Origin of the sequence: Halorarum halophilum, from assembly GCF_013401515.1 — an archaeon.
Taxonomy (GTDB): domain Archaea; phylum Halobacteriota; class Halobacteria; order Halobacteriales; family Haloferacaceae; genus Halorarum; species Halorarum halophilum.
On the sequence record NZ_CP058530.1, the window covers coordinates 121,470 to 140,585 of the forward strand.

Genomic DNA, 19,116 nt, shown 5'->3' on the forward strand with positions numbered 1-19,116 from the left:
ACGCTTCGCGTGTCGGCCGACCTCAGCGCTCCAGCCCCGACTCGTCCTCGCGTTCGGGGGCGTCGGGGTCCGCGTCCCGCCGTCCCGTCGCTCGCCCCTCGTCCCACGTCGGCTCCTCGGCGGCGAGTTCCTCGTCGCGACCCTCCAGCCGGCCCTCCTCGAACTCCGAGACCAGCGCCTCGTACGCCTCGTCGGGGTCCTCGAAGCTCCTGTCGAGGCGCCCGAAGGCGCTCCCGAGCGACTCCGTCTCGTTTGGCAGGTCGATGGGATCGTCCGCGTAGTAGGCGCTGAGGTCCTCGCTCGACACCGGGTACTGGTGCGTGCCGAGGTCCTCCTCGACCGCCTCCATCGTCCGCTCGACCGAGTCGGCGCGTTCGCTCTGCCGTCGCTCGGCGGCGTCCTGGACGCTATCGCGCGTGTTCTCGGGCCCTTCGGAGTCGTCAGGTGCCATGGGGGGTGTCGGGCGCGGCGCCCCAAAATATCCACGGCCGTCGGCGGCCGGTGCCTAGATGGATAGTGTGAATTTCGGGGGACGTGACCGCCCTGGAGGTCGAATCGACGGATAGACCTTTGAGGTCGGCGTCCGAACGGTTTCCTATGAGTGGACGTGGTGAGACACCCGAGGAGGAGGGCGAGGACGTCGAACCGTCGGCCCCGAAGATCTCGTTCGGACAGACGCTGTACACCGAGGACGGCGAGCCGGTCGGGAAGGTCCGGGGCGTCGAGGAGGGCGGGGTGTTCGTGAGCATCCGCGAGGGCGCCGAGTCGTTCAGCATCGAACACGCCCGGTCGGGGCAGGCGTTCGGCGAGGCGGAGCTGATGTGGCGCTGTACCGAGTGCGGCGAGATGGGAAGGATCGACGACGATCTCCCGGATAACTGCCCCAACTGCAACGCCGAGCGCGAGGCGCTCATGTACTGGACCGAGGACTGAGCCCGCGACACGACTTGCAAACAACGGCGACACGCTTTCCCGAACTCGCATGGGAGTGAGACGCATGGTATTCGGGCTCGGCCCCACCCGCTCGAGCGGGATGGGCGCCGGCCCGGTAGGAAGGAGGTACAACAATGAGCACTGACGAGAGTACGTCCGAACAGTCCGAACGGGCGGAAGGGACGCGACAGGAACGGGTCGGGGCCGGGGGCGTCGACTACGACGAACTGGAGGAGCTCCTCGGCGAACACGCCATCGGTCGCGAGAGCCACGTGAACGCCGAGGCGTTCGTCGTGCGCCCCGACGAGGTGCAGGACGCGCTGTCCCTGCTGCGCGACGAGGCTGGCTTCGACCACCTCTCCTGTCTCACCGCCCAGGAGTACGGCGACCGCTACGAGTCCATCTACCACCTGACGTCGTACGACGACCGCACGCGCGAGGTCGGCGTCGTCGTCCCGGCCGCGAAGGACGACCCGGTGAGCGAGAGCGCAGTCCCGGTGTACGAGACGGCGAACTGGCACGAGCGGGAGGCGTACGACCTCGTCGGTATCGAGTACGAGGGGCACCCCGACCTCCGGCGCATCCTGCTCCCAGAGACGTGGCAGGGCCACCCACTCGCGCTGGACTACGACCAGGACCGACCGCAGGTCGTCTCCCTCCGCGAGCACAAGAACCCCCTCGCCGGGGACACCCGCGGGCAGGGAGAGGGGGAAGAGGGGTCCGACACGATGTTCCTGAATATCGGGCCGCACCACCCGGCGACCCACGGCGTGCTCCACCTGAAGACGACGCTGGACGGCGAACAGGTCGCCGACGTGGAGCCGGACATCGGCTACCTCCACCGCTGCGAGGAGCAGATGGCACAGAACGGCACGTACCGCCACCAGATCATCCCCTACGCGGACCGGTGGGACTACACCTCGAACCTGCCGAACGAGTGGGCGGTCGCGCGGGCAATCGAGGACCTCGCCGACATCGACGTGCCGGAGTACGCCGAGGTGCTCCGGACGATGTCGGTCGAACTCGGTCGGATGCTCGGCCACTTCCTCGCGGTGGGGACGTTCGCGCTGGACGTGTACGGCGACTTCACGGCCATCTTCATGTACGCCATCCAGGACCGCGAGCGGATCCAGAACATCCTGGAGGACCTGACGGGCCAGCGGATGATGTTCTACTACTTCCGGGTCGGCGGCGTCGCGTGGGACGTCCCCGAGCCGCGCGAGGAGTTCTTCGAGAAGGTCCGCGACTTCCTCGAGGAGCTCCCCGAGGCGATCCAGGAGTACTACGACCTGACGACGAACAACGAGATCCTCCAGATGCGGACGGTCGACACGGGCCGCATCTCGGCCGAGACGGCCAAGGACTACGGCTGTACCGGCCCGGTGGCTCGCGCGTCGGGCGTCGACTACGACCTGCGCCGGGACGACCCGTACGGCTACTACGAGAACCTCGACTGGAACGTCGTCACCGAGGAGGCCGGCGACAACTACGCCCGACTCGCCGTCCGCCTGCGGGAGATCGAGGAGTCGGCCCGCATCGTCGAGCAGTGTCTCGACCTGCTGGAGGACTGGCCCGAGGACGACCGGACGCTCCAGGCGAACGTTCCCCGGACGCTGAAACCGGAGTCCGACACGGAGATCTATCGCGCGGTCGAGATCGCCAAGGGCGAACTCGGCGTCTACATCCGCTCGGACGGCACCGACAGCCCCGCGCGGTTCAAGATCCGGAGCCCGTGTTTCCACAACCTCTCGGCGCTGCCCGAGATGTCGGTCGGCGAGTACGTGCCCGACCTCGTCGCGGCGCTGGGTAGCCTCGACATCGTCCTCGGGAGCGTCGATCGGTGAGCGTGCCGGCGGGAGTGCTCGTCGCCACGACGCTCGCGTTCCTGCTCGCAAGGGGGCCCTCGCCGGCGGCATCGTCCTCAACGTCATCGAGGAGGAACTGCCCGCCGAGCGCAAGAGCCGGTTCGGGACGTTCGCGCTCGGCGCCGGAGAAACGCCGTCCTACTATCACTAGTGTGAATTACCCATCGTTGCGGACTGTTGCAGACCAGATGCAAACGAATGCAAGGGCGGAAGGGCTAACACTCCAGCCGGGGATGGGGAACCATGGCGCGATACCCGCGGCCAGTGAGGGACGCCCGCATCAAGTGCATCGAGTGCAACGCGCCCGTCGTGGAGACCGTCGACGAGGGGTACCACTGCGTCGACTGCGGCGGCTCCCCGATAACGTCGCACTCGGATGCGTCCTCGGGCTCCGAGGCGTCGTCGCTCAACGAAGCGGATGACTGAGTCGGCGGCGGCGGTATCCTTCCCGGGACTGGGTGGCCGGCTCGCGTGAGTGACTTCGAGGACCGCTTCGGGGACGCGCTCGAGGCCGTCCCCGAGGAGCACGTCGACCGGTCGCGCTTCGTGCCGGGCGTCGGCCCGCTCGACGCGGACGTCGTGCTGGTCGGCGAGGCGCCCGGAGAGAACGAGGTCGCGGAGGGCGAGCCGTTCGTCGGCCAGGCCGGCAGGGAGCTCGACCGCGTGCTCGCGGACCTCGGCGTCGACCGCTCGTCGGTGTACGTCACGAACCTGGTGAAGGTCCGGCCGCCGGAGAACCGGACCCCCTACGTCGCCGAGATCGACGCCTGGCGTCCGGTGCTCGACGCCGAACTCGAGCGCATCTCGCCGACCGTCGTCGTCCCGCTCGGCACCACCGCGACGCGGGCCGTGCTCGACACGGACGAGGGCGTCACCGACCTGCACGGCCGGCAGTTCGAACGGGACGGGTGGACGGTCGTCCCCGCGTTCCACCCCGCGGCGACCTTCTACGACGAGACCAAGCGCGACGAGTTCGAGGCCGACATCCTGGCCGCCTTCGAGGCCGCCGGGCTGGTGTGAGGGACGCCGGAAGCGGCCGCCTTCCACTGTTCGTTCGTGTCCGAGTCGAGTACTACGGGCAGCCGACACGCTACCGGTCGGCGGCGTGCCGGACTGGAACCCGGCGACGGGGCGGACGTCCCGGCGTTCCTCACTCCCGTACGCGCGGTACTCCCGGAGGAAACCCGCTTGCGGTGCTTCCCCGGAAACCACGGAGTAGTCACCTTATTTACATTCCAGCACACCCTCAACAATTAGGGGAACCTCTCTTATCCGATAGTTGTGTAGCAACCGTCACACCATGACGACCATTGTGCGAGCCACCCTGCCGGCGGAACAGTTCGCGCTCGACGAGACGTTCAATCGCGTTCCGTCGGCCGAGTTCGAGATCGTTCGGGTGGTCGCCGACAGCACCGACCGCGTGCTGCCGCTGCTGTGGGCGACTGCCGACGAAGGGGAGCCGTTCGACTCGCTACCGGAGGTGATCTCCGAGGACCCGACGACCCAGGAGATGTCCGTCGTCACCGAGTTCGACACCGAGTACCTCCTGAAGATGGACTGGGAGATGCACGTGCGCGTGCTGTTCTACATCCTGAAGGAGGAGGACGCGACCATCCTCGACGCGCGCACGAAGGACGGCGAGTGGCACTTCCGGGTGCTGTTCCCCGAACACGACTCGGTCGGGACCATGTACCAGTCGTGCAAGGACTACGACATCACCCTCGACATCAAGCAGATCACCCAGCTGTCCGACTCGTTCCGCCGCGGCTGGTTCGGCCTGACCGAGCACCAGTACGAGACCATCGTCGGCGCGTACCGCGAGGGGTACTACTCCGTCCCGCGGAAGGCGAACCTGGAGGAACTGGCGGACCGCTTCGGCGTCTCCCACCAGGCGCTCTCCGAGCGGCTCCGGCGGGGCCACGAGAAGCTCATCGCGAACGCGATGCACCTCGAGTCGACCCCGGTGTAGCTGGAACCCGACGGCCGTCGTGAGCGGCGGCCACGTCGAACGAGCACCGTGCCCGGTGACGGCCGCGGGGACCGTGCCCGCGTCGGATCCCCGCCGACAATGGTTTTCTCGATAAAGTAGCAACTCCGAACTGACCTTATGTCCATCTCTTTATAAGTCTTCTCTCCCGCCACCCGCCCCGCTACCGGCCGAATTCGGCCAGTACGCGAAACGCGGCGACGTGTCGGTGCGAACCGGCCTCCATCCGGACGGAACACACCGCGACGTGGGAAGGAACCAAACCCTCTCCCGGGAAACGTTCTCCCGGCATGGAAGGCGTGCTCTGGTACCTGCTCGCGAGTTCCCGCGGGGGACCGACGCGGACTCGGCTCCTTCGGGTGCTCGAGGACCAGCCACGCAACGCCAACCAGCTCGCGGACGAACTGGACCTCGACTACACCACCGTCCGACACCACCTCGACGTCCTGATGGACAACAACGTCGTCCGTCGCGCCGGCGGCGACTACGGGGCGGTGTACCTGTTCACCGACCAGGTCCGGACGAACTGGGACACGGTCGAGGAGATACTCGAGGCGGTCGACGCGGGGGGGAACGACGACCCATGAATACGGACGAACTTTGGACAGCACCTATGAGGGTTGCGGGCGGACCGGGGAGGCGACCATGACCGTCTGGCTCGACGTCGCGAGGGCCGCTGCGGGGGTGAACGTGCTGCTGCTGCTCGCGCTGGGCTCCGTGTGGCTCCGCAACTACCGCCAGCACGGCGCCCGGCACACGCTGGGGCTCCTCGTCGTCGGAGCCTTCCTCCTCGTGGAGAACGCCCTCTGGCTCTACTTCTACGTCGTCCACCCGGCGTTCGTCGGCTGGTTCGTTGCCGCCGACGCGGACGTGCAGGTCGGGATGGCGATGCTGTGCGGGCTGGAACTCGTCGCGCTGGCCGTCCTCGCCCGGATCACCTGGCGCTGATCGCCGGACCGTCGCGTGTCCCAAGCGGTTACGTATCTCAGGCGGTCACGTATCCCGGCCTCTTCCCCGCTCCGAACACCGACGTGGGACGAAGTTTGGACGGAGTTCGGAAAACGCTCTTTCGCGGGGTCGGCGTCCCGTCGGCTATGGCACTCACCCGACGGCGGCTGCTCGGTGCGACCGTGGTAACGCTCCCCCTCGCGGGCTGTACGAGCGGCAGTGGCAGCAGCGGCGGTGGCGGAGGCGGGAACCAGCCCACCGCGACGGAACCCACCGACGGCGACGACTCCACGCCGACCGGGACCGGAACCGGAACCGACGCCGGGATGGACGGCGCGACGGTCGCCGTCAGCACGCATCCCGACCACGGCGAGCTCCTGGTGGGGCCCGACGGGATGACGCTGTACATGTTCGACCAGGATACGCGGGGCGAACCGGCCAGCACCTGCTACGAGGGGTGCGCCGAGGCGTGGCCGCCGCTCACCGTCGAAGGGGAACCGACCGCTGGCGAGGGCGTCTCGGCCGAGTTGACCACGTTCGAGCGGGACGACGGCTCCACTCAGGTCGCGGCCGGCGGCTGGCCGCTGTACCACTTCGCCTCCGACTCGGAACCGGGGGACGCGACCGGCCAGGGCGTCAACGACGTCTGGTGGGTCATCCGCCCCGACGGCACGCCCGTCAGGCCCGGCCAGGGGACGGCCACCGGAACCGGGATGGACGGGGCGACCGTGAACGTCAGGTCACATCCCGACCTCGGCGAGCTTTTGGTGGGACCCGACGGGATGACGCTGTACATGTTCGACCAGGACACGCAGGGGGAGTCAGCGAGCGCGTGTTACCACGGCTGCGCGGAGGCGTGGCCCCCGTTCACCGTCGATGGCGAGCCGACCGCCGGTGACGGCGTGAGCGCGGAACTGACGACGTTTGAACGCGAGGACGGGACGAGCCAGGTCGCGGCCGGCGGCTGGCCGCTGTACCACTTCGCTTCGGACACGCAACCCGGGGACGCGACCGGCCAGGGCGTCAACGACGTCTGGTGGGTGCTGCGGCCGGACGGGACACCCGTGAAGCCGGATCAGGGGACGGCAACGGGCACGAACGGCGCGTACAACTGACCACGCCGTCCCGGACCGAAAGGCCGACGTGGTCCCCGCGCCCACTCAGGGTCGATGAATCCCGCGTCCCTCGAGATCGGCCACGTTGGCGGGCCCTGGTACGTGCTCGTCCTCGGTCTCGCGGCCGCCGGGGGAGCTGTGTTGCTCGGCGGGGGACTGGCCGCGTTCCTCCAGCGCAGGTCGCGCCCGTACCTGCTCGTCGCGCTCGCGCTCGGCACGCTCCTCGCGCGCACGGCGCTGGCCGTCGGCGCGACGTGGGGGGCAGTGGGCGAGGAGGTCCACCACTTCGGCGAGCACGTCCTCGACGTGGCGATGGCCGGGCTGGTCATCGCCGCGGTCGTCTACGCCCGTCGCGCGGGGGGGACGACGACGTGAGCGATACCCCGACCCGAGAGCGCGTCGCGTCCTACGTCCGGACCCACCCCGGACTCCACTTCAACGAGCTCGTCCGTCGGCTCGACCTCGCCCCCGGTCAGGCCCAGTACCACCTTCGGGGGCTCACCGACGACGGCGACCTGTGCCGCGAGGAGGTGTCCGGCCGGACCCACTACTTCCCGCCGGAGTTCGCCCCCGCCGACCGGCTGCTCGTCTCGCTGTTGCGCCGCGAGACGGCCCGCGACGTCTGCCTCGAACTGCTGGATCGTCCCTGGCGGCCGGCGTCGCTCGCGGACGACCTGGGGGTCGCCCGAAGCACGCTGGAGTGGCACCTCGACAGGCTCGTCGACGTCGACGTGGTCCGCAAGCGCCGCGACGAGCGAGGTAGGGTGACGCTCGTGCTCGCGGACCCGGAACGAACCGCTCGGGGACTTCGGACCGTCCGGCCGTCGCTCCCGGACCGCCTGCTCGACCGGTTCACCCGGCTGGTGGACGGGCTGCTGGAGGGCGACTGACCGGCGGGGGCCCGGATTCCGTCGGCCACCGGCTCATGGAGGCAGACACGGAGGGGAAACATAGTGCAGAAGACATTTAGCTACTCGGCCGGGCGTGAGAACGATGGCGCTTCCACGCTCCCGTGGGCTGCTTCTCTGCCTCTGCTGTCTCGTGGTGAGTGCTACAATCGCGGGCTGTCTCGGGGGGGCCGGGGTGGGCGACGCGGAAGCGAGGGAACGCGCGCTCGCCGCCGAGGGGGACCACATCGCCGAGCAGTTGGAGAACGCGACCTGCGTCGAGGGCTGGGGGCCGACCTCGTACGCGGGGGTGGAGAGGGAGGCGACGGTCACGAACCGAACTGCTGACGGGGTGTACGTGGAGGTCACGCACCCGTACTGGTACTCGACGGGGCGGGACGAGGCCGACGTCGGTTCGAACGCACGCTACCTCGTCACCGCCGACGCCGTCCGCCGTGTCGGCGGTACCGACGTGTCGCCCTGTTAGGCTCGAGCCCGACCGTGTGATCCGTGCGTCACCGTACCGGGCTGGCTGGCGAACTCCCCGTTGACGGTAGTTCAGCCGACCGAGGGAAGAAATGGGGAGTCGAGAGGCGTTCCGTCGGCTCAGTCGGCACCCGCCGATGCCGCCTGTTGTTCCTCGATGTGGTCGACGATCTGGGACGTCTCCTCGACGAAGTCGTCGAGGTCGACCTGGCTCCCGTGGAGGATCGTCGAGAAGTACTGCACGTTGGCCGCGACGTTCACCGCTTCGGTTACTCCGCCCTCCGTGACCTCCTCCAGTTTCGCCTCCTCCGTGTGGAAGTGGATGCAGTAGGGACAGTTCAGCGCGGCCGCCGCCCCGAGCGCGACGAGCGCCTTCTCCCGGTTCGGAAGCTCCGTCTCCCCCAACTCGAGGTCGCGCACGACCTGCCAGCTGTGGTCGGCGGCGGGCTCCGAGAGTCCGTCTATCCAGCTCGGTACCTGTCCGAGGTACTCTTCGATTTCTTGCCGCGTTTGATCCGAGACCATGGGTTCTCCTGAATTCCACGAGCGTCACCACACCATCCCACCTGCGTGCCGCAACAGCTCTGAAATCCGGGCGGCTATACATCACGAACAATCATGTAACTACCTCAAACGGTCACGCTCGGGGTGTCACGGAATATGAGGAATCGAACGCAAATCCAACAGGAGGTACTCTAGTTCACAACGCAGATCCGTGTTCGTGCCGCTTCCCATGCCGCCGGCGCCGTTGAACCCACTTCCTCACACTCGCTGTCGCGCGAATCAACCGCCGAGATAAGCCCGCGCATGGGGTGGAGCGGGTCGAACTCGGATGGGATCCAGCCCCCATCGTGCTGCGTCACCCAGTTACTCACACGTTCAGCGAAACGAAAATAGTGGGAAAATTATCCCTGTTTGCCACTTCGAGGGGATATGGAGAACATCGGCCGGACGCTTTCGTTCGACGACATGATCGACGCGTTAGCGGACGTTCAGCGTCGGAAACTGTTGATCGCGCTCATGGAGCACAACCCCCAGAACGATTCGCCGGTGGCCATCGCGGACTCCGACAGCGAAGCGGACGCCATCAAGCGCCTCGTGACGATGAATCACGTCCACCTGCCGAAACTAGCCGACTACGGGTTTATCGAGTGGGATTCGGAGAGTCACCAAGTGACGAAGGGTCCGAACTTCGACGAGATCAGGCCCCTGCTCGAACTGCTGGACGGCCACGAGGACGAACTCCCCACCGACTGGCTGTAACGTACTACACCCGTGACCGATTCGACCTCGTCCTGAAGGCTACACCTGTCACGCGTACCTGGCACGCGTCATCGACGGGTAACCGGATGCCAGGGGAGCGCTAGTGAACGAGGTGGAACTCGAGGATGTGGCGGTCGCCGTACTCCGCCTGGTGTCGTTCCTGGAGTTCGAGCACCTCCTCCGGGTCTTCGATCTCGTCCCGAATATTACACTCGGAACAGGAAACGATGTACGTCATGGTGGACTCAATTAACTGAACGTACGCCCCGAACTCGCATCAGTTCCGACCTTGCAAAGTTCGACTGGTATCATATCGTTGTCTAGTTAGAGACCAGTACCGACCGACCCACGTTCCATCTCCGATAGCAGCCGTTCGTACCTGCTTGTCGGTGAACCCGGATGTTGTCAACTGCCGCAATCGGAGTCGCGCGTTCGACGCGCACACCACAACCGCCTTTCCCGCGGACCGACTACGGCCGCCAATGAGTGACAGCGACGGGCCGGGGGGACGCGCCAGGGCGCGGGACCGGCGCGTTCCGGACGCCGACGGCGGGCTCTCGCGCCGCGATTTCGGGAGGGCGGCCGTGGCCGCCGGCGGGGCCGCCGCCCTCTCCGCCTGCGTCGAGCGCCTCCGACCGGCCGAGCCGATTCCGACCGGCGACGGCGCAGCCGCCCATCCGACCGGCCAGCACGAGTGGAACGAGTTCCTGGACGCCGACGACGCCGGCAACGACCGCCTGCCGCGCCACCACGTCTTCCTCTACTGCTCGCTCCCCGGCGACGGCCCGCCCGACGAGGACGCCCGGACCGCCGTCGGCGACGCCCTCGACGCGCTGGACGACGCGTTCGCGTGGGGGCCCGAGGGCCTGCTCCACTCGACCGCCTACTCCCCGGCGTACTTCGACCGCTACGACGCGTCCCTCCCCGACTCCGTCGACCTCCCCCACCCGCGGACGCTCGCGCCGTTCGAGACGCCGACGTTCGACGAACAGGACCTGCTCGTCCACCTCGCCTCCGACCGTTCGGACGCCATACTGGCGGCCGAGGAGGCGCTGACGGGGGAGCGCGACTCGGCCAACGAGACCCAGTTCCGGGCGGCGCTCACCGACGCCGTGACCGTCGACTCCCGACGGACCGGGTTCATGGAGGCCGGCAAGCCCCACGAGGAGGGGGACGACCTCTCCGGGGTCCCGCAGCCGAACCCGATTCCCGAGGAATCGCCGCTGTTCATGGGGTTCATCGCCGGCCTCCGGGCGAACCAGGCGTCCGAGTCGTACGTCGCCATCCCGGACGGGCCGTTCGCCGGCGGCACCACGAAGGTCGTCTCGAACTGGCGCCAGCGCCTGAACGACTGGTACGGCGAGCAGGACTTCGACCAGCGGGTGATGGAGATGTTCTCGCCCGCCCACAGCACGCAGGGACTCGTCGAGGGCGTCGGCGAGGACCTCGGCGACGACAGCGGCATCGACGAGTTCCTCGACGACGTGGTCGCCGACGCGAAGGAGCACGGCCGCGTCGGCCACGCGCAGAAGGCCGCGCGGGCGAACCGGGACGAGGAGGGGAACGTGAAGCTGCTCCGCCGGCACGTCGAGTCGACCGACGACGACGAGGCGAGCCTCCACTTCCCGGCGCTCCAGCGCGGCATCTCCGACTTCGAGGCGGTGCGGGAGGCGATGAACGGGGTCGACGCGACCGAGGCGACGCCCGCGGTCCGCCAGCGGGTGAACAACGGCATCCTCGAGTACATCTTCGTCAGGCGGCGGGGCTACTTCCTCGTCCCGCCGCGCGAACTGCGGGCGTTGCCACGGCCCGACGGGAGCGCGTGAGGTGCGCGCGAGACCCTCCACGGGCTCACGATGCACGCGGGCCACGAGGCCGCCGTCGACCTCCTCGACCGCGTCGAGGAGAACGCCCGGTTCCACGTCGAGTCCCTCAGCGGGAACGCGTTCGCGACCGCGAAGGCGGAGTTCAGGCGTCACGCCCCGCTCTCGTTCGTCGACGCGTGCATCGTCGCGTACATGCGGACCGAGGGGCTCGGCTACCTGTACGCGTTCGACGACGACTTCGACCGTGCCGAGGAAGTGTACCGGCTCGACACGGCCGTGAACCCCTACGACCCGGAGTAGCGGCCGTTCGGCTTCTATCCCCGGGCGGTCTCAGTTGATGTCCCGCCGCGCGAACCAGAGTTCGCTGGCGCCCACCAGGACGAGCGCGGCGACGAGCAGCAGCGCTGCCCCGCCGAGGTCGTACGTTCCCTCCACCAGTACGGCCGTCGGGTCGTAGTACCGCATCGGGGCGAGCGCGCCGAGCCAGGCGTAGTCGGTGCCGCTGGCGACCGAGTTCACGAGGAAGAGGCCGAACAGCGCGGCGAGTGCGGCGCGCTGGGCGATACTGACCCGGTCGAACGCGACCGACGCGAGGAGGCCAACGCTCGCGGTCGCCAGGAGGTACGGAACCGACAGGGCGTGGACGGCGAGGAGGTCGGCGACGGCGATCGGGTCGTCGATGAGCGCGGTCGCGACGTAGACGACGACCGGGACGGCGACGTTGAGCACCGCCATCGGCACGAGCAGGGAGAGGAACTTCTCCGTGACGAGTCGCGACCGGGTCACCGGCAGCGAGAGGAGCAGGTCCATCCGACCGCGCTCGACGTCGTCCGCGACGAGCCCCGCGGCGGCGTACGCGAAGTAGAGCCCGAGCAGGAGCACCCAGCCGAACGCGTACAGTTCGGCCGCGAGGAACCCCTCGATGGTGCTCAGGGTGGCGATGCCGAACGCCTCCCGGAGCGCGGGCGGGAACGCCCGCATGTACTCGTCGAGGTCCACCGACGACGACACCGAGGGGAACATGGCGACGTACAGCGCGACGAGTGCGCTCAGCCCGACCGTGAGCGCGAGCGCCCCCCTGATCCGGTGGCGACCCTCGTACCGCGCGAGTTCAAACATCGGACCCACCCCCGCCGGTCGACGCGGCTGCCGGACGGGCGCTCTCGCCGTCGGTTCCGGTCCCGCTCCCGTCGACGCCCTCGCCGTAGAACCGCATGAACACGTCCTCCAGCGGGGCCTCCTCGACGGCCAGGTCGACGAGGTCGAACCGGGCGAGTCGCTCGAGCAGGGCGTTCACGTCGCCGGTGTAGGTGAGCGACGCCTCGGCGACCGCGTCGCCGTCGCTCCCGTGGACGTCGACGTCGTGTGCGCCCGCGAAGTCGAAGTTCGCGGCGGTGAGCGCCTCCGCGGCCCGCACGCGAACCACCTTCCCGCTCCGCCCGAGCAGGTCCGCGACGCGCTCGGTCGTGACGAGTCGGCCGTCGCGGAGGACGCCGACCCGGTCGCAGACCCGCCGCACCTCGCCGAGGACGTGGCTGGAGAAGAACACCGTCACCCCGCGATCGCGCTCGGCGCGGACGAACTCCTCGAAGCGGCGCTGCATCAGCGGGTCGAGCCCGGACGTGGGCTCGTCGAGCACGACCAGGTCGGGGTCGTGCATGAACGCCTGCACGATGCCGAGTTTCTGCTCGTTCCCGGTCGAGTACTCCCGGACGGGCCGGTCGACCGGCGGGTCGAACAGGTCGAGCAGTTCCGCGCTCCGTTCGTCGCCCTTGATGGACGCGTGGAGGTCGAGGATCTCCCGGCCGGTGGCCGTCCCGTCGAACGCCGGACTCGCCGGCAGGTAGCCGATCCGCCGCTTCGCCTCGACGAGGGCGGCCTCGTCGCGCGCGTCGGCGCCCAGTACCGTCGCCGTGCCCGCCGTCGGCGACTGGAAGCCCAGCAGTGTCCGGATGGTCGTCGTCTTCCCCGCGCCGTTCGGCCCCAGGAAGCCGAATATCTCCCCCTCCTCGACGGCGAACGAGAGCGAATCCACCCCCCGGACGTCGCCGTACTCCTTCGTCAGATCCGCCACCTCGATGGCTGCCATACCACTCTCGTCACTCTATGACCGGATATCTTTTTCGTTCATGAATTCATGACCGATGACCGTTTCGTTTATGAAATCTCGAAGCCAACCGGCCGTATGCGCGGGTTCAGCGACGAGGAGCGGGAACGAATCAGGGAGGAACTCGTCGAGACGGGGCGGGAGCTGCTGGTAACCTACGGCCCGGAGAAGACGAACGTCGCGGACGTGACCGAGCCGGTCGGCATCGCTAAGAGCACCTTCTACCGTTTCTTCGACTCCAAGACGGACCTGTACCTCGAGGTCTTCACGCGGGAGAGCGAGGACTTCCAAGAGCGAGTCGAGGCCAAACTGGCGGGCGTGAATGACCCGCAGGAGGGGCTCGAACGGCTGTTCCGGTGTTACGCCGAGTTCGCCGAGGGGAACCTGCTCGTCCAGCGGATGATCACGAGCGACAACTACCGGGAGCTGTTCGGCGACGTGTCGCCCGAACGGATGGCGGAGTACCAGGCGGAAGGGATGGCCGCCTACGCGCCGTTCGTCGAGCGCTTCCAGGCGAAGGGGAGCGGCCCGCTTGAGGGGATGGAGCCGCGGACCGTGCTCGGGGTGATGGGGACCATCGGACTGCTCGTCCTCCACGAGGAGGAGTACGAGCAGTACGGCGAGGGGTACTACGAGGAGGTCCGCGACGCGCTCGTCACGACGCTCGCGCGCGGGCTGACGGCCGGGGAGTAGACGCGCGTCGGTCCGTGACGCCGATCGAAGCGGGACCGATCGGCACCGCGGCCGACCGCCTCGACGGTCGATAGCTGACAGGACCACCCTCACGCAGTCGGGGGGTTCCCTGGCGAAGTACGCGTGACGGGCGCCGTGAGCAGACGTTATCAGTACCGGGGGGTAACAGGGGGGTATGACTGGACGGGGAACCACGGGTCGGCGCGCCTTCCTCAGCGCGGCCGGCGTGACCGGCGCGGCGCTGCTCGCCGGCTGTCTCGGCGGGTCGGGCGGCGGAAACGGAACGACGGAGGGGAACGACGGCTACCCGCCGACGCCCGACGAACAGCCCGAGGAGCGATCGATCGACACTAGCGGCTTCGCCCGGAAGACGGTCAACGGCACCGAAGTTCCGCTCGCCCCCATCGACGTCACGCACTACTGGCATCTCCGCCGCGAGGCCCGGTTCGTCGACGCCCGGGGGTCGACGCAGTACGGCAAGTCGCACGTCCTCGGGGCGGTCCTCAGCACCGCGCCGGACGGCGTGAACGACGACCCGACGGCCTCCTGGCCGAAGGAGGACCGCGTCGTCTGCTACTGCGGGTGTCCCCACCACCTCTCCTCGCTCCGAGCGGCGAACCTCATCGACAACGGCTACGAGAACGTCTTCGTCATCGACGAGGGGTTCTGGGAGTGGTACGAGCGCGGCTACCCGATGTCGGGAAGCAAGATCTCGAACCGCCCGGCCTCCTACGAGATTCGGGGGGAGGTCGGCGCCGAGTACGCCGGAGAGACGGCATGGGCGTGGCACGACTCGTCGGGCCAGCGCGAGGCTGGGCCGATCGGCGACGACGGGAGTTACCTGCTGGAACTGACGTTCTCGGGGATCACGCGGTCCTCGCCGATCCGCATCGAGACGCCCACCTACGAACTCGAGGCGCCCCTCTCCGACCTCCTCTCGGGGGTCGTGACGGCGCCGGACGCGTAGGCCGGCCACGACCGGCGGTGATCGCCCGGGCGGGACGCCGTTCGAGAGGCGTACCAGAACCGCCTTTCCAGAGAGGGCGCTACCGGGGGTATGGACAGACGTTCCTTCCTCCGGGCCGCCTCCGCGACGGGGCTCGCCGGCACCGCCGCGACCGCCGGCTGTCTCGGCTTCGAACTCTCCCAGGGCGGCGTCCCGCCGGTGCTCGAGGAGCGCCCCGACGCGGTGTACTACCCGACCCACGTCGAGGCGATGGAGATGGCCGGGATGGGGAGCGGCGGCGACTACGCGGTCGCGGTGATGTACTCGCTCCCGCACCGCTTCTGGAACGTCAACGGCGAGTCCGTCGAGCGGACCGACATCCGGCAGGACGACGCGGTCCACCTGATGGCCGCCGTCTGGGACCCCGGCTCCGGGAAGGTGCTCCCCGACACGGGGCTCTCGGTCGAGATCCTCCAGGGAGGGGACCTCGTGTCCCAGGAGGTCATCTACCCGATGCTCTCCCAGCCGATGGGGTTCCACTACGGCGCCAACTTCCCCCTCCCGGAGGACGGCACCTACACCGTCCGCGCCGACGTCGGCGCGGTGGGGACCCGCAAGACCGGCGACTTCCGGGAGAAGTTCGCGGAGCCGGCACAGATCGACGTGGAGTTCGAGTACAGCGAGTCGACCGTGAACGACATCGAGGTGCGGAACCTCGACAACGCGGGCGAACCGGGCGCCGTCGAGCCGATGTCGATGGACATGGTCCCGAACTCGATGGCGCCGGAGACGGGGGACCTCCCCGGACGGCTGCTCGGCGAGGCGACCAGCAACGACGCGGTGCTCGTCGCGACGGTCCTCGACTCGCCGCCGTCGGGCGTCGACGGGGACGGCTCGTACCTCGCGGTCTCGGCGCGGACGCCGTACAATCGGATGCTCCTCCCCGCGATGGCGCTCGACGCGACGCTCACCCGCGGCGGCGAGTCGGTCTACGACGACGCGCTGACGGCGACGCTCGACCCCGACCTCTCGTACCACTACGGCGCCGTCGTCGACGGGGTCGAGTCGGGCGACGAACTCGAACTGACGCCCACCGTCCAGCCACAGACCGCCCGGCACGAGGGGTACGAGACGGCGTTCGGCGCGCTGCTGGGCGGGATGCCGCCGGCGACGATTTCGGTCGAGGGGTGACCCCGTACGGTGTAGTCATCTCGTAGTGAGTGAAGCGCGATGACTCGCCGAATTTCCCTGCCACGGGACAGGGTTTTCACCGACGTCGACGATAGTTCTCGGGGGACGATCACGACTCCGTCCCTTCGGGGGCGCTCAGCCGGGCGTTTAGACGGTCGAGCAGTTCTTTTCCGGTCGGGCCCGCACACTCCTCGCAGGGTTCGCAGAACGTCGAAAACGTGCCGACGAGGTAGTCGTCGTCGTCGAGGAACGGGCCGCCGGAGTCGCCGTTAGTGACCTCGTTCGGCGAGTAGTCCGCCTGGTACTCGACGCTCGCGGTCCTCGACGTAGCGTAACACTCCGTGGTAGCGTAGCACGTCGAACGGCCGGCGAACTTCACGGGGAGCGTCTTGCTACCGGACGTCCGATCGGTCAGTCCGGAGTGCGTCCACGCACCTGACAACTCCCCGAGATCGTCACCGGCGTTCTCGCGGACGCCCGGTTCTACGGCGTCGGGCCGATGCCTGTACTTGATCACGTCCAGACCAGAGTCGCCGAGGGGACTGTGGTCCTCGTAGCTTCCGACGTCCTCGGAACGTGGATTCCCGTCGGAGTCCGTCCCCCCGTGGCGGAGATAATCGGCGTACTCGCCACCCTGCTCCGCGACGTGTGCGGCAGTGATATAGCACTCGTAGGGATCGTCAGCGTCGTCGTTGTAGCACACGATCCCGAGCGTTCCTTCGCCGTGTTTGTTCCCGTCACCGTCGACGGCGCCGACCTCGGGGGTGGCGGGTAGTGGATCGTAGAAGTCGAGGATCCGACGTTCGCAGACGCGAGCGAGCGTCCGATCGACCGTCCGTTCCTCCAGAGTGACGGGGATCTTCCGTACCCGGTTGGGTACCTTGCGGCGGACCCTCCGAACGTTGTTATCGACGAGCACTTTGAGGGCCAGATCGGTCGGATCGTCGGACTGCTGAACGAGTCTGATGCCGTTGACCCCGTCGGTCCGCTCGTAGATGGTGCTCGGGGGAAGCCGGTTGTACACCTGAATACGGCGATACCGCTCCTTCGAGAGGTACCGGACGGTTTCTGGGTTGCCGAACCGATCGTATCGCCAGACGAGCGGCTTCCCGTCCGGCTTCTCGCCGAACGCTCGCGCGGTGGCGTTCCGAAGCGCAGCGATTCCAGCGCCGGACGCGGCGAGCGTGCGGAGGAACACGCGGCGCGTTCTCTCGGTGTCGAGCCGGTAGAGACCGTCCATTTCGACGTCGGGTGTGGCTCTCGACACGACCCTAGAGTTGTAGGTAATATAATAAAGTAATAAATAGAATACTGTGAGTAAATACAGATGAAAGCGATAGTGATGACCAGTTTGTTATCTTTTTTGAGCACGACGTACGGATAGCGAAGCCGTCCCTCTGCGTCGTGACCCCCGAAGACGTGGTCCGATCCGAACTCCCATCGAAGGCCTTCGCGGTAAGCGTGCGGTCCAGATCGCCGAACGCGCCGTTCGTCACGGGCCCTATTCTCCTTCGACGACCATCACGGTCGAGGAGTCACAACGCCCGCTTACCGCGCCATACTGGGGGGATAACAACCACCGCTCCGACGGACGCCTACGTAGATGTCGAGTCGGAGCGACGGGGAGGGTCGGCTGCCGACGGCGATCCCGTGGGAGTCGCCGACCGTCCGCGTGGCCCTCCTGAGCACGTTACTGGCCCCGCTGGGCGTACCGCTCGTCAGCCCCGCGCTGCCGACCATCAGGGACGCCCTCGCGCTCACCGACGCGCAGGCGAGCCTGCTCGTCTCGGCGTACTTCCTCACGGGCATCGTCCTCTCGCCGTTCATCGGCCTGCTCGCCGACCGGGTGGGTCGACGGCGCGTGCTCGTCCCGTCGCTGTTCGTCTTCAGCGTCGCCGGCGCGGCCATCGCGCTCCGGCCGGGCTACGCGGTCATCCTCGGGATCCGGGTCGTCCAGGGGACGGCCGCCGCCGCGCTGTTCATCACGACCGTCACGCTCATCGCGGACACCGTCGAGGGCGTCCAGCGGAACACCGTCCTCGGGGTGAACACCGCGGTCCTGTCGGCCGGCGCGGCGATCTACCCGCTCGTCGGCGGGGCGCTCGCGACGGTGTCCTGGAACGCCCTCTTCGCCGTCTACCTCGTCGGCCTCCCGGTCGCCGTCTTCGCCCACCGGGTCCTGCCCGAACCCCCGGTCGAGCGGGAGACGCGCACCCTCGCGTACCTCCGGCGATCCGTCTCGGCGCTGTCGCTGCGTGAGGCCTCCGTCTACTACGGCGCGGCGTTCCTCGTCGAACTCCTGCTGTTCGGGGCGGTGTTGACGACGGTGCCGTTCCTCCTCGCGGGCACCTACCGGCTCTCGCCGGTGCTCATCGGCGGGGTGGTGACGCTGGCGGAGGTGGCCTCGGTCGTCACGTCCGGGCTGAACGGCCGGTTCGCCAAGCGGATCTCGAATCACGCCATCGTCGCGGCCGGGTTCGCGGCCGTCACCGTGGGCCTCCTCGGAACGTGGTGGGCGCCGACCCTGGCCGCGGTGGTCGCCGCCACGACCCTCCTCGGCGCGGGGTGGGGGACGGTGTTGCCGTCCATCGACGCCGGCGTCAGCGGCCTCGTCCCGACGCGGTTCCGCGCCGGCGCGTTCAGCATCCGGAACAGCACGACGTTCCTCGGCCGGGCGCTCGGACCGGTGCTGTTCACCACGCTCGCCGTCGGAACCGGCTACCGCCCGCTGCTGCTCGCGGCCGCCGTCGTCTCGCTGGCGTTCGTCCTCGTCGTGCTCCTGCTGTCGCGGTGACCGCTCGTCCGTTCGTCCGTCCGCGTTTTTCGATATCCTCCGTGGGAGTACGCGGGCAGATATATCTCCGCTCTG

23 protein-coding genes and 1 pseudogene are annotated in these 19,116 nt (G+C 68.3%); 18 read left to right on the forward strand and 6 right to left on the reverse strand.

Annotated features, from left to right (window positions below; genetic code table 11):
• Nucleotides 1–22: 22 nt before the first annotated feature.
• The gene (locus HUG10_RS18885; RefSeq protein ID WP_179171248.1) at nucleotides 23–451 is read right to left on the reverse strand and encodes a DUF5789 family protein; all 429 of its coding nucleotides are present in this window, start codon (nucleotides 449–451) and stop codon (nucleotides 23–25) included.
• A 146-nt stretch (nucleotides 452–597) separates the two neighbouring features.
• Here HUG10_RS18885 and HUG10_RS18890 point away from each other — a divergent pair, with 146 nt between their 5' ends.
• The 11 genes from HUG10_RS18890 to HUG10_RS18940 all read left to right on the forward strand — a co-directional run bounded on the left by HUG10_RS18890 (nucleotide 598) and on the right by HUG10_RS18940 (nucleotide 8,222).
• A complete protein-coding gene (locus HUG10_RS18890) occupies nucleotides 598–933 on the forward strand; it encodes a DUF7130 family rubredoxin-like protein (RefSeq protein ID WP_179171249.1) in 336 nt (111 codons plus the stop codon).
• 134 nt (nucleotides 934–1,067) lie between these two features.
• The gene (locus HUG10_RS18895) at nucleotides 1,068–2,777 is read left to right on the forward strand and encodes an NADH-quinone oxidoreductase subunit D (protein WP_179171250.1); all 1,710 of its coding nucleotides are present in this window, start codon (nucleotides 1,068–1,070) and stop codon (nucleotides 2,775–2,777) included.
• 264 nt (nucleotides 2,778–3,041) lie between these two features.
• Nucleotides 3,042–3,224 (forward strand): hypothetical protein, encoded by a 183-nt coding sequence (locus HUG10_RS18900; protein WP_179171251.1) that lies wholly within the window; start codon nucleotides 3,042–3,044, stop codon nucleotides 3,222–3,224.
• A gap of 45 nt (nucleotides 3,225–3,269) precedes the next feature.
• Entirely contained in the window at nucleotides 3,270–3,818 is a 549-nt protein-coding gene (locus tag HUG10_RS18905; protein WP_179171252.1) for a uracil-DNA glycosylase, read from the forward strand.
• 280 nt (nucleotides 3,819–4,098) lie between these two features.
• Nucleotides 4,099–4,767 (forward strand): helix-turn-helix domain-containing protein, encoded by a 669-nt coding sequence (locus tag HUG10_RS18910; protein WP_179171253.1) that lies wholly within the window; start codon nucleotides 4,099–4,101, stop codon nucleotides 4,765–4,767.
• 308 nt (nucleotides 4,768–5,075) lie between these two features.
• Nucleotides 5,076–5,372: a winged helix-turn-helix domain-containing protein gene (locus HUG10_RS18915; protein WP_179171254.1), complete on the forward strand. Its 297-nt coding sequence runs from the start codon at nucleotides 5,076–5,078 to the stop codon at nucleotides 5,370–5,372.
• A gap of 58 nt (nucleotides 5,373–5,430) precedes the next feature.
• A complete protein-coding gene (locus HUG10_RS18920) occupies nucleotides 5,431–5,733 on the forward strand; it encodes a hypothetical protein (protein ID WP_179171255.1) in 303 nt (100 codons plus the stop codon).
• A gap of 146 nt (nucleotides 5,734–5,879) precedes the next feature.
• Nucleotides 5,880–6,848 (forward strand): hypothetical protein, encoded by a 969-nt coding sequence (locus HUG10_RS18925; protein WP_179171256.1) that lies wholly within the window; start codon nucleotides 5,880–5,882, stop codon nucleotides 6,846–6,848.
• A gap of 54 nt (nucleotides 6,849–6,902) precedes the next feature.
• Nucleotides 6,903–7,223 carry a DUF7471 family protein gene (locus tag HUG10_RS18930; protein ID WP_179171257.1) on the forward strand — a complete coding sequence of 107 codons (321 nt, stop codon included), beginning with the start codon at nucleotides 6,903–6,905 and terminating at the stop codon, nucleotides 7,221–7,223.
• On the forward strand, nucleotides 7,220–7,738 hold the full coding sequence (locus tag HUG10_RS18935) for a winged helix-turn-helix transcriptional regulator (RefSeq protein ID WP_179171258.1): 519 nt from the start codon (nucleotides 7,220–7,222) through the stop codon (nucleotides 7,736–7,738). Before HUG10_RS18930 ends, HUG10_RS18935 begins: the two co-directional genes overlap by 4 nt.
• 103 nt (nucleotides 7,739–7,841) lie before the next feature.
• Nucleotides 7,842–8,222: a hypothetical protein gene (locus HUG10_RS18940; protein WP_179171259.1), complete on the forward strand. Its 381-nt coding sequence runs from the start codon at nucleotides 7,842–7,844 to the stop codon at nucleotides 8,220–8,222.
• Nucleotides 8,223–8,341: 119 nt separating this feature from the next.
• Here HUG10_RS18940 and HUG10_RS18945 read toward each other — a convergent pair whose 3' ends face one another.
• A complete protein-coding gene (locus HUG10_RS18945; RefSeq protein ID WP_179171260.1) occupies nucleotides 8,342–8,746 on the reverse strand; it encodes a carboxymuconolactone decarboxylase family protein in 405 nt (134 codons plus the stop codon).
• Nucleotides 8,747–9,154: 408 nt separating this feature from the next.
• On the opposite strand from HUG10_RS18945, the gene HUG10_RS18950 reads away from it, so the two are divergent.
• Complete coding sequence (locus HUG10_RS18950) at nucleotides 9,155–9,484, forward strand: DUF7344 domain-containing protein (RefSeq protein WP_246310395.1); 330 nt, start codon at nucleotides 9,155–9,157, stop codon at nucleotides 9,482–9,484.
• A gap of 100 nt (nucleotides 9,485–9,584) precedes the next feature.
• Here HUG10_RS18950 and HUG10_RS18955 read toward each other — a convergent pair whose 3' ends face one another.
• The gene (locus HUG10_RS18955) at nucleotides 9,585–9,722 is read right to left on the reverse strand and encodes a hypothetical protein (protein ID WP_179171261.1); all 138 of its coding nucleotides are present in this window, start codon (nucleotides 9,720–9,722) and stop codon (nucleotides 9,585–9,587) included.
• 244 nt (nucleotides 9,723–9,966) lie between these two features.
• On the opposite strand from HUG10_RS18955, the gene HUG10_RS18960 reads away from it, so the two are divergent.
• Nucleotides 9,967–11,310 (forward strand): DUF7405 family protein, encoded by a 1,344-nt coding sequence (locus HUG10_RS18960; RefSeq protein WP_246310397.1) that lies wholly within the window; start codon nucleotides 9,967–9,969, stop codon nucleotides 11,308–11,310.
• A gap of 9 nt (nucleotides 11,311–11,319) precedes the next feature.
• Nucleotides 11,320–11,610: pseudogene (locus HUG10_RS18965) on the forward strand (type II toxin-antitoxin system VapC family toxin); the annotation flags it as partial.
• Nucleotides 11,611–11,640: 30 nt separating this feature from the next.
• Here HUG10_RS18965 and HUG10_RS18970 read toward each other — a convergent pair.
• Together HUG10_RS18970 and HUG10_RS18975 are read right to left on the reverse strand one after the other, a co-directional pair.
• The gene (locus HUG10_RS18970) at nucleotides 11,641–12,429 is read right to left on the reverse strand and encodes an ABC transporter permease subunit (RefSeq protein ID WP_179171263.1); all 789 of its coding nucleotides are present in this window, start codon (nucleotides 12,427–12,429) and stop codon (nucleotides 11,641–11,643) included.
• Nucleotides 12,422–13,399 carry an ABC transporter ATP-binding protein gene (locus tag HUG10_RS18975; protein ID WP_179171264.1) on the reverse strand — a complete coding sequence of 326 codons (978 nt, stop codon included), beginning with the start codon at nucleotides 13,397–13,399 and terminating at the stop codon, nucleotides 12,422–12,424. The genes HUG10_RS18970 and HUG10_RS18975 overlap by 8 nt, the downstream gene beginning before the upstream one ends.
• A 96-nt stretch (nucleotides 13,400–13,495) precedes the next feature.
• On the opposite strand from HUG10_RS18975, the gene HUG10_RS18980 reads away from it, so the two are divergent.
• The 3 genes from HUG10_RS18980 to HUG10_RS18990 all read left to right on the forward strand — a co-directional run bounded on the left by HUG10_RS18980 (nucleotide 13,496) and on the right by HUG10_RS18990 (nucleotide 16,247).
• Nucleotides 13,496–14,110 (forward strand): TetR/AcrR family transcriptional regulator, encoded by a 615-nt coding sequence (locus tag HUG10_RS18980; protein ID WP_179171265.1) that lies wholly within the window; start codon nucleotides 13,496–13,498, stop codon nucleotides 14,108–14,110.
• A gap of 175 nt (nucleotides 14,111–14,285) precedes the next feature.
• Nucleotides 14,286–15,077 carry a rhodanese-like domain-containing protein gene (locus HUG10_RS18985; protein ID WP_179171266.1) on the forward strand — a complete coding sequence of 264 codons (792 nt, stop codon included), beginning with the start codon at nucleotides 14,286–14,288 and terminating at the stop codon, nucleotides 15,075–15,077.
• A 90-nt stretch (nucleotides 15,078–15,167) separates the two neighbouring features.
• Entirely contained in the window at nucleotides 15,168–16,247 is a 1,080-nt protein-coding gene (locus HUG10_RS18990) for a DUF7350 domain-containing protein (RefSeq protein WP_179171267.1), read from the forward strand.
• A gap of 109 nt (nucleotides 16,248–16,356) precedes the next feature.
• Here the strand turns inward: HUG10_RS18990 and HUG10_RS18995 are convergent, their stop codons facing one another.
• Nucleotides 16,357–17,487 carry a trypsin-like serine protease gene (locus HUG10_RS18995; protein WP_179171268.1) on the reverse strand — a complete coding sequence of 377 codons (1,131 nt, stop codon included), beginning with the start codon at nucleotides 17,485–17,487 and terminating at the stop codon, nucleotides 16,357–16,359.
• Nucleotides 17,488–17,850: 363 nt separating this feature from the next.
• Here HUG10_RS18995 and HUG10_RS19000 point away from each other — a divergent pair, with 363 nt between their 5' ends.
• Nucleotides 17,851–19,041 (forward strand): MFS transporter, encoded by a 1,191-nt coding sequence (locus HUG10_RS19000; RefSeq protein WP_179171269.1) that lies wholly within the window; start codon nucleotides 17,851–17,853, stop codon nucleotides 19,039–19,041.
• Nucleotides 19,042–19,116 lie beyond the last annotated feature (75 nt).

Bases quoted from the DNA above. Each gene is read 5' to 3' on its own strand.
- HUG10_RS18885 (WP_179171248.1), bottom strand. From the start codon at position 451: ATGGCACCTGACGACTCCGAAGGGCCCGAGAACACGCGCGATAGCGTC.
- HUG10_RS18890 (WP_179171249.1), top strand. From the start codon at position 598: ATGAGTGGACGTGGTGAGACACCCGAGGAGGAGGGCGAGGACGTCGAA.
- HUG10_RS18895 (WP_179171250.1), top strand. From the start codon at position 1,068: ATGAGCACTGACGAGAGTACGTCCGAACAGTCCGAACGGGCGGAAGGG.
- HUG10_RS18900 (WP_179171251.1), top strand. From the start codon at position 3,042: ATGGCGCGATACCCGCGGCCAGTGAGGGACGCCCGCATCAAGTGCATC.
- HUG10_RS18910 (WP_179171253.1), top strand. From the start codon at position 4,099: ATGACGACCATTGTGCGAGCCACCCTGCCGGCGGAACAGTTCGCGCTC.
- HUG10_RS18915 (WP_179171254.1), top strand. From the start codon at position 5,076: ATGGAAGGCGTGCTCTGGTACCTGCTCGCGAGTTCCCGCGGGGGACCG.
- HUG10_RS18920 (WP_179171255.1), top strand. From the start codon at position 5,431: ATGACCGTCTGGCTCGACGTCGCGAGGGCCGCTGCGGGGGTGAACGTG.
- HUG10_RS18925 (WP_179171256.1), top strand. From the start codon at position 5,880: ATGGCACTCACCCGACGGCGGCTGCTCGGTGCGACCGTGGTAACGCTC.
- HUG10_RS18930 (WP_179171257.1), top strand. From the start codon at position 6,903: ATGAATCCCGCGTCCCTCGAGATCGGCCACGTTGGCGGGCCCTGGTAC.
- HUG10_RS18940 (WP_179171259.1), top strand. From the start codon at position 7,842: ATGGCGCTTCCACGCTCCCGTGGGCTGCTTCTCTGCCTCTGCTGTCTC.
- HUG10_RS18945 (WP_179171260.1), bottom strand. From the start codon at position 8,746: ATGGTCTCGGATCAAACGCGGCAAGAAATCGAAGAGTACCTCGGACAG.
- HUG10_RS18950 (WP_246310395.1), top strand. From the start codon at position 9,155: ATGGAGAACATCGGCCGGACGCTTTCGTTCGACGACATGATCGACGCG.
- HUG10_RS18955 (WP_179171261.1), bottom strand. From the start codon at position 9,722: ATGACGTACATCGTTTCCTGTTCCGAGTGTAATATTCGGGACGAGATC.
- HUG10_RS18960 (WP_246310397.1), top strand. From the start codon at position 9,967: ATGAGTGACAGCGACGGGCCGGGGGGACGCGCCAGGGCGCGGGACCGG.
- HUG10_RS18970 (WP_179171263.1), bottom strand. From the start codon at position 12,429: ATGTTTGAACTCGCGCGGTACGAGGGTCGCCACCGGATCAGGGGGGCG.
- HUG10_RS18975 (WP_179171264.1), bottom strand. From the start codon at position 13,399: ATGGCAGCCATCGAGGTGGCGGATCTGACGAAGGAGTACGGCGACGTC.
- HUG10_RS18980 (WP_179171265.1), top strand. From the start codon at position 13,496: ATGCGCGGGTTCAGCGACGAGGAGCGGGAACGAATCAGGGAGGAACTC.
- HUG10_RS18985 (WP_179171266.1), top strand. From the start codon at position 14,286: ATGACTGGACGGGGAACCACGGGTCGGCGCGCCTTCCTCAGCGCGGCC.
- HUG10_RS18990 (WP_179171267.1), top strand. From the start codon at position 15,168: ATGGACAGACGTTCCTTCCTCCGGGCCGCCTCCGCGACGGGGCTCGCC.
- HUG10_RS18995 (WP_179171268.1), bottom strand. From the start codon at position 17,487: ATGGACGGTCTCTACCGGCTCGACACCGAGAGAACGCGCCGCGTGTTC.
- HUG10_RS19000 (WP_179171269.1), top strand. From the start codon at position 17,851: ATGTCGAGTCGGAGCGACGGGGAGGGTCGGCTGCCGACGGCGATCCCG.